This window comes from Clostridium tertium, from assembly GCF_902652255.1.
GTDB classification, from domain to species: domain Bacteria; phylum Bacillota; class Clostridia; order Clostridiales; family Clostridiaceae; genus Clostridium; species Clostridium tertium_A.
This window is the reverse complement of record NZ_CACRTO010000041.1, coordinates 34,162-49,542: the sequence shown is the minus strand read 5'-3', so window position 1 is coordinate 49,542 and position 15,381 is coordinate 34,162. Positions and strand designations below refer to the sequence as shown.

16 protein-coding genes are annotated in these 15,381 nt (G+C 27.7%); all 16 read right to left on the bottom strand.

Features of this window, described 5'->3' with window-relative positions:
• Positions 1 to 5: 5 nt before the first annotated feature.
• A complete protein-coding gene (locus GPX08_RS13090) occupies positions 6 to 2,615 on the bottom strand; it encodes a hypothetical protein (RefSeq protein WP_156627245.1) in 2,610 nt (869 codons plus the stop codon).
• Positions 2,616 to 2,622: 7 nt separating this feature from the next.
• A complete protein-coding gene (locus GPX08_RS13085; protein WP_156627244.1) occupies positions 2,623 to 4,257 on the bottom strand; it encodes a TraM recognition domain-containing protein in 1,635 nt (544 codons plus the stop codon).
• Between the two features lie 66 nt (positions 4,258 to 4,323).
• On the bottom strand, positions 4,324 to 6,156 hold the full coding sequence (gene ltrA, locus GPX08_RS13080; protein ID WP_156627265.1) for a group II intron reverse transcriptase/maturase: 1,833 nt from the start codon (positions 6,154 to 6,156) through the stop codon (positions 4,324 to 4,326).
• 717 nt (positions 6,157 to 6,873) lie between these two features.
• Entirely contained in the window at positions 6,874 to 7,554 is a 681-nt protein-coding gene (locus GPX08_RS13075) for a type IV secretory system conjugative DNA transfer family protein (RefSeq protein ID WP_156627243.1), read from the bottom strand.
• A 46-nt stretch (positions 7,555 to 7,600) separates the two neighbouring features.
• Complete coding sequence (locus GPX08_RS13070; protein WP_156627242.1) at positions 7,601 to 7,837, bottom strand: hypothetical protein; 237 nt, start codon at positions 7,835 to 7,837, stop codon at positions 7,601 to 7,603.
• 3 nt (positions 7,838 to 7,840) lie between these two features.
• On the bottom strand, positions 7,841 to 8,125 hold the full coding sequence (locus GPX08_RS13065; RefSeq protein WP_156627241.1) for a hypothetical protein: 285 nt from the start codon (positions 8,123 to 8,125) through the stop codon (positions 7,841 to 7,843).
• Positions 8,126 to 8,440: 315 nt separating this feature from the next.
• Complete coding sequence (locus GPX08_RS13060) at positions 8,441 to 9,277, bottom strand: hypothetical protein (RefSeq protein ID WP_156627240.1); 837 nt, start codon at positions 9,275 to 9,277, stop codon at positions 8,441 to 8,443.
• A 472-nt stretch (positions 9,278 to 9,749) separates the two neighbouring features.
• Positions 9,750 to 10,100, bottom strand: a complete 351-nt coding sequence (locus GPX08_RS13055) for a hypothetical protein (protein WP_156627239.1) — start codon at positions 10,098 to 10,100, stop codon at positions 9,750 to 9,752.
• Between the two features lie 57 nt (positions 10,101 to 10,157).
• Positions 10,158 to 10,295, bottom strand: coding sequence for a hypothetical protein (locus GPX08_RS13050; RefSeq protein ID WP_156627238.1), 138 nt, complete (start codon positions 10,293 to 10,295; stop codon positions 10,158 to 10,160).
• A 359-nt stretch (positions 10,296 to 10,654) separates the two neighbouring features.
• Positions 10,655 to 10,873: a hypothetical protein gene (locus GPX08_RS13045; RefSeq protein WP_156627237.1), complete on the bottom strand. Its 219-nt coding sequence runs from the start codon at positions 10,871 to 10,873 to the stop codon at positions 10,655 to 10,657.
• Positions 10,873 to 11,109 carry a helix-turn-helix domain-containing protein gene (locus GPX08_RS13040; protein WP_156627236.1) on the bottom strand — a complete coding sequence of 79 codons (237 nt, stop codon included), beginning with the start codon at positions 11,107 to 11,109 and terminating at the stop codon, positions 10,873 to 10,875. The genes GPX08_RS13045 and GPX08_RS13040 overlap by 1 nt, the downstream gene beginning before the upstream one ends.
• 18 nt (positions 11,110 to 11,127) lie before the next feature.
• Entirely contained in the window at positions 11,128 to 11,268 is a 141-nt protein-coding gene (locus GPX08_RS13035; RefSeq protein ID WP_156627235.1) for a hypothetical protein, read from the bottom strand.
• Positions 11,269 to 11,452: 184 nt separating this feature from the next.
• A complete protein-coding gene (locus tag GPX08_RS13030) occupies positions 11,453 to 11,809 on the bottom strand; it encodes a hypothetical protein (protein WP_156627234.1) in 357 nt (118 codons plus the stop codon).
• 208 nt (positions 11,810 to 12,017) lie between these two features.
• Positions 12,018 to 12,470 carry a hypothetical protein gene (locus GPX08_RS13025; RefSeq protein ID WP_156627233.1) on the bottom strand — a complete coding sequence of 151 codons (453 nt, stop codon included), beginning with the start codon at positions 12,468 to 12,470 and terminating at the stop codon, positions 12,018 to 12,020.
• 223 nt (positions 12,471 to 12,693) lie between these two features.
• Entirely contained in the window at positions 12,694 to 14,886 is a 2,193-nt protein-coding gene (locus GPX08_RS13020; RefSeq protein ID WP_156627232.1) for a hypothetical protein, read from the bottom strand.
• A complete protein-coding gene (locus GPX08_RS13015) occupies positions 14,886 to 15,380 on the bottom strand; it encodes an LPXTG cell wall anchor domain-containing protein (RefSeq protein WP_156627231.1) in 495 nt (164 codons plus the stop codon). The genes GPX08_RS13020 and GPX08_RS13015 overlap by 1 nt, the downstream gene beginning before the upstream one ends.
• Position 15,381 lies beyond the last annotated feature (1 nt).

The window sequence follows — 15,381 nt, the reverse complement described above, 5'->3', positions numbered from 1 at the left end:
CTTATTTAAATTTTATTTTTCTTACGTTTTATATTCCACTTATTAGTTGAGTTTTTTCCTAAGTTATATGATCTATTTAAATCATCAATAAATTTTGATGATTTAACTTTATCTTTTGCATACTCACCAATAGTCCTATTTTCCATTTTTCCAACTAAATTTTCTTCTCTTGTTTTATTATTTGAATTATCCAATTTTGAGTTAGAAGTATTGTCAGCTTCTTTTGGTCTAATATTTTCAAATCCATTTTTAGAATTAATATTATCTGAATTAGTAGAATTTGAATCTTTACTCTTTCCTATTTCCGTATTTAAGGAATCTTTAGGTCTTACATTATCTACATTACTTCTATTAGAATTTATGTCTTTATTATCGCTTATTTCATCATTTAAGCCACCTTTAGGTCTTACCCCATCTAAGTTATCCTTATTATGGTTTATGCTCTTATTATCGCTCATTTCATCATTTAAGCTACCTTTAGGTCTTACTCCATCTAAGTTGCCCTTATTAGTGTTTATGCCCTTATTATCGCTCATTTCATCATTTAAGCTACCTTTAGGTCTTACCCCATCTAAGTTACCCCTATTAGTGTTTATGCCCTTATTATCGCTCATTTCATCATTTAAGCTACCTTTAGGTCTTACCCCATCTAAGTTACCCCTATTAGGGTTTATGCCCTTATTATCGCTCATTTCATCATTTAAGCTATCTTTAGGTCTTATACCATCTAAGTTGCCCTTATTAGGATTTATGCCCTTATTATCGCTCATTTCATCATTTAAACTATCTTTAGGTGTTACACTATCTAAGTTACTCTTATTAGTGTTTATTCCTTTTATTTGTTGCATATCTCCTTCAATATCATTATTATATTTAGGGTTATTAATATCTTTAGGAGTGTCTATATTCTTATTAGCAATATCATTATTTGGATTTATATTTTTATTTTTGTTCATTTCTTCTTCAATATTATTGACATTCATATTATTATCTCTATTTCTATTAATATCTTTCATATTCTTTGAATTAATATCATTAGGAATAGCCTTATTATTGTCAGTATCATTATTCGGATTTGAATTTTTAGCTCTATTCATTTCTTCTTCGATACTGTTTAGATCACCATTTTTATTACTATCTTTTAAGCTATCAATATCTTTATTGTCAACAATATTATTTGAATTTCTATTCTTAGATCTATTCATTTCGTCCTCTATGTTACTAATATTATCATTATTAACTTTTTCATTATTTCCTGGTTCTTTTGACTTATTATCAGCAACATTAGGATTCTCATTTTTATTACTATCTGAATTTTTCATATCTTGTTCTATATCATTGTTACTTACATTATTCTTATCATTATTATTCTTATCTGTATTATCATCATCATTAATAATATTGCTATTCTTGTCTTTACCAAACATACCACTCAATGCTCCTGCTCCCATACTTGCACCTAATGCAGTAGCCTTTCCTAAACTCTTAACTCCTTCTGATAATGAGCTTAGACCATTCATAGCTCCCTTACTTAAACCATATCCAGCCATAACTGCTGACCAACCATTCTTTAATCCCGCATCAATTCCTAATATTCTTTCTATGATATTAGGACCATCTATAACAGCTATACTTCCACCAACAAGTACAATCATTTTTGCTACTCCATTAGCACTTAGTCCAGCATTTCCTAAGCTTGTACCTAACCAAGAACTAAATATAACGTATAACTTGGTCATTATTGCAGTTGAAAATATAACTATAAACATTGAAAATATATGTTTTATTATTTCCTTTAACTTTTTGCCATCTCCAATATCAGCAAAAGCGAAAAGAGTTGCAAGTAACTTATTAAATGCTAATTCAAATATTAACCTTGCTACTTTTAATCCAATACAAATAAGAGTTATTCCCATAGCTCCTAAAGTAACTATTATAGATAAAAAATCTATTCCATATCTATAATATTCTTCATCAATTTTAAACCATCCTGTCTCTAAATCTTCAAGCTTTTTATTTCCATTCTTATCAAATCTAATTTTCTTTCCTAAAACAGCTTTATTATTAACTTCATCTAAATCTATAGTTTCATTTGCATCTACTGTAAGTATTTCACTAGACTTTATACTATTTTTATTATTTAAATCAAATCCATTTGAATCTAAATAATATAAATCATATATATTATTTTTAATTAATTCATTAGCTGAACTTGTATATTCACTTGCTACATCTTTAACAGCTATACTTGTCATGTTATCTAGCTTTGTCATTAAAGTTGGTAATAATACTAGAATAAGAATAGAAAATAAAATATTAGATGGTAATTCCCCTCTATTCTGCTTTCTATTAAACATTATCTTAAAACCTAATATTCCTATTGATATAGCAAGAATAACCCATACTAACGGTTTATACTTATCTATTAAGGCAGTTACTTCAGGAGAATTAAAGAATCCATTTATATTGTAAATTTTAGTTACAGCCTTCTCTATACTATTAACTAATAACGATAATAGCGTTACTATCTTCCACAATACCCACCTAATACAGTTACTAATTATACCAGCCATTTCAAGGATATTATTCTGCATTAATTTTTCTAATATCTCCAATACTCAATCACCCCACTCTATTACTTTTTAGTCTAAGTTCTCCTTTATCTATATATTTTTTTAAATCCTCTATATCATAGTCATTGTAATATTCATTTAAAATCTCTTTAACTTCTGACCATCTCATATTAAAATCAACTTCTAAAGTAACTTCTTCATCAACAGTCATTTCAATTTTCTTATTTATATCTGAAACTTCATCTATTGTTAGTATTTCATTTACCAAAATATCTTTAAGCTTTTCATTTTTACTAATTTTAGCATCTTCAATCCCTTTTTCTCTTACCATACTTTGTACTAAAGGCTCTTTACTTTTTATATTTCTATATAGCAATAAATCTTCAAGATTTACATCACTATGTAAAGTTTCAACTTTTTCATTTATAAGATTTTTAGTATTATCAAAGAATTCTCCTAAATATTCATACCTATATTTAAGAGTATGATCAGCAGTATTAAATATAGGATATGGTCTAATCTTGTTACCATTTAAATCCCTTCTTTTAGTACCCCTAGCAATAACTATTTCTCCTTCTTCCAAGTGCATTAATTCATCTACTGTTAATATTTTTCTAGCATCTACACTTTCCGTTTGATGTTTTGTCATATCAAAAATTTCTCCACTTCTTGAATAAGTAACAATAGTCTTATCACCTAAAAGTTTTGAAAATTCTTCAGCCGTTTCTACTTCATTAGTGAATATATAAAACTTATTGGAGCAATTACCAAGTATAGTCTTATAATCATCACCATATAATTTTTTTAATTGAGGTATTGCTTGAATAACTAAATTGAATCTTATATTTCTTCCTAAACAAACAGTTACTATATTAGCCATACCTTCTATAACTGGCATATTTCCAAATTCATCTAGTAAAAATATTACTTCTCTATCACATTTTCCACCTGGTCTTAATGAAGCTTCTTTTGCTAAAACATAATATAATTGTCTTACAAAAATACTAGATATAACATGATTTGAACAATCATAGTCAGGTGTAACCATAAATAACGCTACAGGTCTATCATCATTGCTGGTAAATCCTATATCTTTTAAATTAATAGAATTTTTTGATGTTAATTTTGCTATTTCATCCATAGTGAATATTTGTAACTCTGACATTGCAGTAGCAAATATTCCTCCCCTAGTTGTACCCTTAGAGAAATTAGATGTTGCATATTGCATTTTAGCAACAGACTTACTATCCAATCCTTCAAAATATTTATCAAGTTCATTTTTTCCAGTTACATCTTCTTTAGAACCTAATTCTGACAACATATTTGCTACTGTATAAAGCGTTATTTTTTGTAACTCTCCACTTTTAATACATTCATCACAAACTGCTAAAATTAAAGCATTAACCAAACTCATAGCCGATGTTTGCCAAAATGGATCTTTAACACCTGGTTTATAATACAATGTATAAGTTAATGTCTTAACCAAACTTTGAGCTGTACTATAATCTTTTTGTTTATATGCATCTATTATTAATTGCAAAGGGTTATAACTCATTGAGTTCATAGGTTTTAATAAATTTAATATTTCAACTCTATATCCTCTATTTTCTAATATTTCCTTTGATGCACTATAAAGTTGTAGTGATAGGTAACTTTTTGATATTATCTCCAAGTTTTCCCCCACCCCACACCGTACGTGAGCCTTTCAGCTCATACGGCGCTCCATCGTGTCCAAATGATTTTTTATAAGTTAAATTTTAATTGGTTTATTACCTACAGAAGTTCTTAAATTATTTAATTTCTCAACTTGCTTCTTATTTAATTTTATAAAAGTTAGAATTTCATTTATTTTTAGTTCTTCTGTTGAGTGAATTAATTTATGAATTTCAACATCAACTATGATAAGATTTTTATATTCATCTCCACCACCTAATTTTATTGGTTTTATATGGTGGCAATGAACCCTATCAATCCCAATAAACTCTCCTGTTATATAACATTTTCCATATTGAGCAACATATTTTGATAGTCTATTATCGTTATACTCAATACTTCTAGTTTTGGAATAGCTATTTTGTACTTGCCTTAAAACGTGTCTTGGAATAGCTTTTAATTTATTATGTATATTCTTTCTTCCTTTGCTAGTAAAATTGCAAGTATCTTGTGAAAAGTTTTTTGGTATTTTATGACTTACACCAGTTATTGGTAGTAATGGCACTCCCATTACTGAAAATACTTTTGTATTCTTTCTAATACCTTTGGTAAACTTTTGAAATTGCTCTGGTGTTTCTTGAAATTCTATAATTTTGGAACAACTTCTGAGGCGTATTTTAGTAGACTTTAACAGAGTATAATTAACTATTGTAAGATTGTTATAAATATTTGTTGCAATACTATAATAGTTTTGCACTCCTTTAACCATTAGGTTATTATTTATTACTTTTTCTACTGTTGGTTTTCTCTGTATATCCTTAATTTTATTTTTAAGGTTCTTCTTAATATTTTTCATTGCTTTATCACTAATGTCAGTTTTAGCAACATAACCATGCCTTGCAGAATGTTTAACAATAGCTTTTATTTTAAAGCCTAAAAACTCTGATGAATTTCTTTTTAAGTTTATTATTTTAGATTTCTCAGGACTAACTTCTAGACCAAGTCTTTTATTTAGAAAGTCAACTGTTGCGTGATAATATCTTTGTGCATCTATATAACTTCTACACATTATTTTAAAATCATCTGCATATCTAACAATAAATCCATCCTTTAAATTTGTATATTTTCTTGCATAACCATAAAATGTATAGTTTGACCCTTTCCAGTTTTTAGTTTTAATAGTTTCCCATTGATTGCTAACCCACCAATCTAGTTCATTTAGAACTATATTTGATAGGAGTGGACTTATTATTCCACCTTGTGGAGTTCCTTTTGTCGGAACTCCTTCGCCTTCAATTTCAGATTTCAAAAGCTTACTAATAATGCATATTAACCTTTTATCACGAATTCCTAAACTCCATATTTGTCTTAAAAGTTTTCCGTGATTAACATTATCAAAGAAACTTTTAATATCAATATCTACACAATAATGGTGCTTTGCAATATTTATTAGAGTAACAACTCTACTTACTGCATGATGTGTGCTTCTATTTGGTCTAAATCCATATGAATGATTATAGAATTTAGCTTCACATATTGGCTCAATGACTTGTAATATGCATTGTTGGAATATTCTATCCCATATCGTAGGAATACCTAATGGTCTTTTTTGGTTAGAACCGACCTTAGGTATATATACTCTTCTTACTGATTTGGGTCTATAGTCTTTAAGCATACTACGTATTTTTATAATTAATTCATCATCATTTATATTCCAAATATACTTAATTGTTAAACCATCTGTACCAGCTGTCTTACTTCCCTTATTTGTTTTAAGATTTCTATACGCAAGACGTATATTACTCTTAGAACCAATAATCTCAATTAACTTATAAAAGTTATTACCATTTTTGCTATCTGCGTACAACTTATCATATATAAATTGCATATCATAATATTCGTTGTAACGTAGCTTACTTTTCTTTAATATGGTCTGTAACCCCCTCATATGAGTTAATTACATCTATTTAGTCTTACACGAACCCATATCATTTAACGATAATCTTCATTCTTCTCACGACTTGTGCCTTTCCCTCCACTATTTATTAATCATAGTTTCATAGGTACTCTAGCACTACCCTCACTAATATAAATTCAAGTTATAAACTTGCTAATATCACAAGTTCTTTCCTTGAAACCACTTCATAGGTAGTAAGCCCTCCATGTTATTAGCTTTCCACGTTCCAAACACACTATCTATCATATTATTACCCTTAGGTCGTTTCTATGAGCCTGTTAGCTTGATAACCCCTGTAAGATTATATGGGCTTTCATAAAGGCAGAGTCTTACTAACCCACACTAACGACACTATTTGTGTCAGCAAGCCTTTAGACTTGCTCCCGATATAGACCCGTACATTCAAAACTTCGTCAGTACAAAAATAAATTAGTCAATATAGTACATTCTAACCATAGGTATTTTTTAGACTTCCGACATATAGGATACATACCCTACCTCTAAGGCACTTTCGACAACTTTAATTTAGTTGTTACGGTATCTCTCTGCCGACTTCAACGAGCTTATAACATTATATTTCTTACTAAATACTAATGCTATTCGTAGTATCAAAGATAGCCTTTCAAGGCGTTACCCTATCATTCGACTATTCATGTGTTTAGTTGTATTTCATAACAATTAAATTAATTATTATGCAATCCTCATACTTTTCATATGAGAACGTGTCGCACCTCCTTTAGGATCGTTTACCACAAGTGATGACTTTATACCCGCCCTTGAATATAAATCTATAGTTGGAAATATAAATAACTCCCCTTTACCACTTCTAGTAGTCCCTATTATCAAGTTATTAGTTGGGCTATCATCTATAAAAATCTTATCTTTATATCTACTTACAATAACCCCTCCACGCCCTTCATATCCTCCATTTAAACGTTCCTTATCACTTTCCACTTCATCTACTGCCCTATATTGTTCTTTTATTTCATCTAAAGTTGCAAATCTACTATTTCCCTTTTGTCCATCTCTTATATCTTTAAATGAAGCTTTTATATTAAACACTAATTTAAATAAAACTACTCCCGTTAGAACATATGCCAGTAAATAAAGTAATGGATATGATAAATTAGGCATTAGTATATTCCAAATTAAATTAAACCTTTTTTCTAACCCAGTTGCTAATAAAAATAAACCATCAATTGAGTTTGAAATAAGATTCACAAATAAAGTTACTAAAACAAATATTACTATTATTGCTGATGAAAGCAGTTTTTTATCAGCAATTCTTCTAATTAACTTCATTTCTTTATTAGCTTCTTTTTCTTCTAATAAACTTTGAAGCTCATTCTTTACATCTTTTATAAATTGCATATAACCACCCTTTATTATTAAAGGGGAAGTTTATACTTCCCCCAATTTAAAATGTTATCTTCATCTTTAAAAAAGCTGCTAATGCAGAAGCTCCTAATATAAATAAAAGTCCAATCCCTGCTCCTATATACCAAGGCTTAGCTTTTCTTAGTCCTTCTGCTCCACCAAATATTTGCTGAAAGCCACCAACACCAAAAGCTATTGCCGAAGCTGGTATTCCTAAAAGTTGCATCCATCCAACAACCTCATTTCCCATATTTACTAATTGTTGTATAACATCCATTTTTTATTCCTCCTTAAATCTATCTTTTTTTATTGTTTCTTCTAAATCAATTAAATTTTCATTACAAAACTTATCTAACACTAAAGTGTTATATTCTAATTGCTTTAGCATTTTTTCAAATAATATGTTGTACTGACTATCATGTTCTTTTATCTTATCTAGTAATAGAAATTCTCTTTCCAAATATACTTTTAAAAATTCATTTCTACTTTTATATCCTAGATCTCTTGCCTTTTCATCAATACTTGAAACTGCTGCTTTTGAAAGTCCTCGTATTTTAATTTCCAATGCAACTAATCACTCATTTCTTTTTCCAAATTTAAGCTTTCATTTAATAGCTTTGAGTTTGCAAAGATAACCTTTGTGTGCTGTTCATTTAGCCATTCTTCATATGTTTTTCCAGTAACCTCGATTATGGATACTGCTATTTCTTTTATATCCTTATCAAGCTTTTTTCCTGCCATATCTATCACCTCCCTTCAATGAAAAAAGAACTTCTCGGCACAGCCTGTCAGAAGTTCTTTTCTTAAAATATCTACATTAAAAAGGTATCCCCCGGGGATACCTTACTTTTAGTGATTTTAAAATTTTAATTTTTCTTTTTCATCTTGTATAGGTTTTATTTTTCTTATTTATAATTTTAAATTTAACTCCATCTAGTTTATTTAATAATTCTTTTTCCTTTTCTAACTCATTAGCTTTTATTTTTTTATTCCAAGACTTCTTTTCTATTCCATAGCCATTATAAATATATCCATTTTCTTTTAATATCTCTCTATGATTATAAGAATTAAGAACTGCTATATAATATATAGCTTCTATTTCTAAATCATTTCTATCTATTACTTTTATATTTTCTGAATCTGTTAATCTTTTCAGTAGCTCAATTTCTTCATAAATCGTTCCAACTTTCATTTCTTTAAACCACACTTGCTCTAACTTGGAATACTTATATCCATTTATTTGCAGATAGTCTTTTAATTTATAGCTATTACTAACTTTTATAATTTTAATATCTTTTTTATACTCAACTTCTTTTACTTCCCAATTTCTTATACTTCCAAAATATTTTTCTAATCTATCTTTATCTAATGAATCAGTTTCAGTAATAATATCCTTTTTAGATATTATATTTAACTCTAATGCACCTATTATCAAATTATAAAATACATCATAAAATTCTTTTTTATGATCACTTGTTCCCCTATTGATATAATCAATATGATGTGCTACTTCATGTAATATAGTTGTAATTATATGATTATAAGGTCTTGATAAATTAAATATCTCAATTAAATTTCTGTTATAAGTATATCTCCCATGGATTCTTTTCATCTCTTTAGGTATTATCTTTATATAAAACTTCTTATATTCTTCTTTCTTTTCTTCATAGAGATAATCTATAATATCACATACTGTTGTATATATTTTATATTCCATATATATCACTCTCCAAATAATTGCTTGTATCCCCTGGGGATACATTTTGCATTTTATAAATTAAATTCTATTTTTCCTTATCTAATACTAAAATTTTTCTTATCCAATATATAATTTTTATATAAAGCTTTTTTATTAAAAAAATTATTAATACAATTAAAATTATTTTATTAATATCTGTATTAGTATTTTCAATTACTACACATATTCCAGTTAATAAAAAAGGTTCTATCAATGAAACAATTACTATATCAAATAAAAGAATTAATTATATAAAAAATATTAATTTATCCCTAATTTATTTTTATTCCTTATGCTTCTCAAATTTTTACTTAACATAAATTATTTTTAATGAAAGAGTGTACTGAAAATACAAAACTCTCACTAAACTTCACCTCCTTGAAAGTAAAACTATTCCTCCAAAATTAAATTGTGTCCCCTGGTGACACATTCAAGTATCATTCTGATATTTTTATATTATTTTTTGTATCAATAATATACTCATACCTAAAAAGCAAAAAATCTTAACTATAAAAATTCCTATAGATAACTTATTTTTTGGTATTTTTAAAATTAAGATAAGCTTTATAAATTCAAGTATTAATACAATAAAAATAGAAAAACTATGAATTTCCAACAAATTATTCATTTCAATCATATTAATAAAAAAATTAATTCCTATTACACTACATTGACATCCCCCTAATAGCATTACTCTATCTTCAAAAATAGTTTGCAAAAATTCTTTTGTATATATTTTTTCATTTTTACAAATTATATAATCTAAAATATTTTCTATACAAATTAACCACACTATAATCATCTTTATCGCTCCTTATTAAAGGTGTCCTCCGGGGACATCACTATTTTTTCTTTCTTTTTAATATTTTTTCATAAATTTTGATTGCCCCTTCATACTATCAATAAGTTCATCAAAATTAACTTGTCTATTTTTCCAAGGTTTTAATTGACTATTTTGATATTTATAGCTTTCTATGTATCTATCACCTTTCCCCATATTCATGCCTCCTTTTTGTGTCCCCAGGGGACACATAAGTTGCTACCGCACTCCACATTAACTTACTCACTTCGTTCCGTTACTTAATGTTCCATTTGGTCTGATATTATTTTTTGTATCTTCTGCTCTACTATTCTTTCTATCTCTGCTCTTTCTTCATCTGTAAATATCTTTTCATTTCTCTCTTTATCTTCTTTTATTAGTGTCTTTATGTATTCTGAAAAACTATCATGTGATAGTGCAAATATCATTAGTTTTCTCTCTGATTTTTTAAAGCTTATCGAATATATTAATCTCACATCACTTATTTTCCCTTCATCTTTATGTATCTAAAAAAAAGGTATCCCCCGGGGACACCTTCACTCTAACTCTTTAAATACTATATCATCTATCGCCACTTCATATAAACGAGATAATTCATATAGTTCTGTATGTTTTGGAATAGCTTCTGCTTCTTCCATTTTTCTTAATCTCTTTTCTTCAATACCTGTATTATTAGCTACATAACTTACTTTCCAATGCCTTTTACTCCTTAGTAATTTTATGTTTCTTGCTATTCTTTCTAACTTATAATTCATTATACTAAAATTCTCCTTTCTACAATCAACTCTTCTAATGATATGTTTAATGCTTCTGCTAACCTAATAATAACATCTAATCTCATATCAGTTCCTTTTCCAGTTTCCCAGTAATTAATAGCACTTGTAGAAACTCCACTCTTTTGAGATAATTCTTTGACTGTATATCCTTTTCTAACTCTATTTACTCTTAATTGCATACCTAAATTTACACTCTCTTGAAAATTTATATTCATCTTTTCTACTCCTTTATTTTATAAAAAGTGTCCCCCGGGAACACCTTTCATATTATTGCTTTTATCTTTTTGTTCTATCTTCTTTAAAGTTTCCTTCTTACCTTCTTTTTTTAATTTATCAATATAACTATTTATCCAATTTATCATCTTATTTTCCATACCTTAGTCACCTATATAGATAATACTTTTATCTTTTTACTTTCTATATGTTGTATATGTAATTCATTCGTTGGATTTTTTAATACTAACCAATTATCCGGATTTAATCTTCTCTCCTTCATTATTTTCTTTTGTTGTCTTGTCGGCTTCTTTCCTTTCATCTTATTTCATATCTCCTATTCTATTATTTAAATTTTCTATTTTCTCTATTTATAAGTGGCTCTTTAGACCAATTAATTGTTATCAAAATTAGGCTTATTAAAAGTTTAATAATATAATATGCTAATATTATAAGTAAAAATATTATAAATGCAATAGGACAAGTTATTGGTAATACTATATGATACTTTTTAAATTTAAAATATTGTGCATCGATTTTATAATCTCTAACATCCCTAATGAATAACCCAACAACAAAGATATTAAAAATAATATATGAACCTATAAATATTAATTTTAATGCACCTAAAATACCTATACTAATTAAGCTATAAAATACTATTACAAAAATAACACATAAAAAAACAATTAAAAAATCCATTTTTCTCACCATCCTAAATTTATTCTCACTTTCAACTTCTCATCAATTAAAATATTTATTATAATTGCTTTCTTTTATAATTAAAGGTATCCCCGGGGACACCTTTAAAATTTAATATATAATCTATTTAAACTAAATAAATTTAATAAAGTAAATCTCAATTTACTTTATTAAATTTACTTGCTAATGTGTCCCTAGAGGACACCATCTAATCATATTCTTTAATTATATACTCACCAATTGGTAATGTTTTCTTTAAATCTGCAAATCCATCTTTTATCGGAACACATTCTATCAATTCCCCATCTTTATAAATTCCTAATATCTCTTTCTTATCATTTAAAGATACTTTAGACCATATCCTTAACACTAAATATATTAGTGCTATTGTAAATATCCAAAATATATTTATATTTAGTACTTTAATGTTATATACTCCTAATGTAATAACTACTGTATTTATAAAATAAATCAAATAATAAACAACTCTACTTATAATTTCTTTTTTTCTAAACTTTGAATTACTTAAAATTTCTATATTATAATTCATATCTTTTATAATCTTTATCCCTAAAATGAAAAAAGAAAGACCTAATATTATCTTTCCCATTATTTCCATCCCAGCAAATCTTATGAAATCACTTTTTATGCTTTCTAACAAATTTAACACTTCCTTTTATTCTTAAATTGTGTCCCCTGGGGACACTTGATTTATATCTTTTTATTGTTTTAAATAGCTTTATATATAATTACCACCATTCTTTAAAACTAATACAAATAATTACTTATAATTACTAGTATTAATCTTAAATTAAATAAAAACCTAGAGATATAATTTATTCTCTAGGTCTTTATTTAAAATTATTTTACTAGTTGAAATCCCACTAAGGATTATTTATTTCATCTTCCATAGCTGAATCTATAATTATCATTTCTTCTAACTCTTCATTATTGTATTTATCATTGTACGCATCTAAATCCATCTGCCAATGAGCATAAATAGTTGTATTACTAGCTCCCATTTTAGTATTAGCATCTACCTTAGTTCCACCTGATTTAGAAGTATACCAACCTTGAAAGATATATCCTGCTTTAGAAGGTGTAGGTAACGTTCCATAAGGTTGTCCATATACAACTTGCTTATTATTAGGATTAACAAAAGCACCATTAGGATCAAAAGTTAATATATAAGTATTTATACTCCAATTGGCTGTATAACTCTTATTACCAGTAGACCCACTAGATATGGATACTGAAGTCTGAGCTACTGAACCATTTGAACCCGTCCATCCAGTAAAAGTGTAACCAGTTCTTGTTGGATTCTTTAAAGTAAATGTAGCTGTACTTATATTATAACTAGTAGGATTACCACTAACACTTCCTCCATTTAAATTATAACTAATTGAATAATCTATAGGTGTCCATTGTGCATAGTAAGTAACATTATTAGCTGGTATTGTAGTTGTTGTTGTAACCTTAGTACCTCCACTAGCCGAAGTAAACCACCCATTAAAAATGTATCCATTTCTATTAGCTGATGGTAATGTACCTATCTTAGAACCATAAGTATAAGACTTACTATATGAAGAACCATACTTAATTAGCGATACTTCCAAAACAGTGCTACCGTAATCTAAGTAATCCCAACTAATCTTCAATGAATTTCCTAATAGCTTTATAGAACTAGACGCACCATACTTAGCACTATTATAAGTAAAAGTAAATGTATTTCCACTCCAAGTTCCATCTACAATAATTCCATTGATTGTAGGAGAACCTTGTCTTGTAAAGTTCACTCTAGGACCTGGACTTAATGTTAATTCATATTTAACTCCATTCTCAAATGGTGAATTAAGAGTAGCCGTTACTGGATCTGTATTTGAAGTTGCATTAGTTGTAGCAGTTAATGTACCACCACTAGCACTAACCCCAATAAACTCACTAAGAGTTAAATCCGTATTAATCGCTACAGTACCACCATTAGGATTGAATGATATAGTATAATTATTAACCTTCCAATTAGCTGTATAAGATTTATCTCCAGTTGAACCACTAGGAATAGTTATTGAATTTTGCTCTGTAGTGCCATTTGAACCAGTCCATCCAGTAAAGCTATAACCTATCTTGCTTGGATTTTTCAATGTTATAGCTGAAGATTCAATATTATAACTAGTAGGATTCCCACTAACACTTCCACCATTTAAATTATAAGAAATAGAATAATTGATAGGTTGATAAGTAAACTTAATAGTCTTAGTAGATACACTATCAAATACAACACTCTGAACATCAGGAGTTGTATAACCAGTTTTAGCTGGAGCTGATACACTTTTAGTAGAACCAAAAGTTCCACTTATTGTAGAAGTTCCTAAAGACTTACCACTAGAAGATATATATTGTATATTATAAGTATAAGTATTAACACTCCATTCTGCTGTCAATGTTTCTCCACCAACTGGCATTGTATATTTGCTACCTGCTTGATAAATATTATTCTTATTATCTTTCCACCCTTTAAACGTATATCCTGTTCTTGTAGCACTAGGTAAGGTAACATTAGAACCATTAGTAGCTGTAATTGGTTTTATAGAATTTCCTCCATTTGAATTAAAATTTAATGTAAAGTTCTTAGTTCCAAAAGAATAATCAACTTGTAAATCAAATGCAGATTCTTTTACTATGCTAGTCCAAGCACCCCTATTTATATTTACTGGAATAACTTTTTTAGTTCCTTCAGTAATAGGTATAGACATAGGATTATTACCTTTTACTAAGTCTATCCCATTCATTTTTAAATTAAGTAATCTTTTATTCTTTAAAATAGATGATCCTGAAGAAACTAAATTCCAATTATTCTTAGCTGTTACTCCTATATTATTTATTGTTAATGGTAAAAGTGAATTATTAGTAATTCCAAACTCACTAATTGTATTAGTTCCATCAGTATTAAAGATAACATTTATACTACTTGGAACTGTTACATTTACAGTATTAGCTTTTTCTTCTGCATAAACCATTTTAGGATTAAAGGCTATTAAAAATAGTAATGGTATAAATATCTTCTTTACCACTTTCATTAAACCACCTCTTTTCTTTTACGGAAAAGGGTTATATAAATACCAATCACAATTATTATAAAAGCAATACTAATTGTATTACTTTCTATACCCGTACTAGGTAAATTATTCACATTATTAGATTCTAATTCTTTATCTTCTTTACCAATATCTATAATCTTTACAATGTGCTGACTATCTAAATAATCCTTATTAACTGATATATTATAACTAAAGTCCTTATCATCTGATTCTATTATATAATCTCCAAATGGTATGTTTTCAAAAACTATAATTGAAGCTTCTGATTTCGTTTTTGCTATTATAACACCTTCAGAATTCTTTAAATAAAAGATGGAGCCATCTTTTATACAAGGTACTCCATCTTTTTCTATTTCATAAATTAAATTACTTACTTTAGATTCTTCAACAGATATATTTACTTCTCCAAAAGCCAAACTGATATTAATTAAAATTAGAAAAGCTGCTAAAATGAATGTTTTAAAAATTTTCATC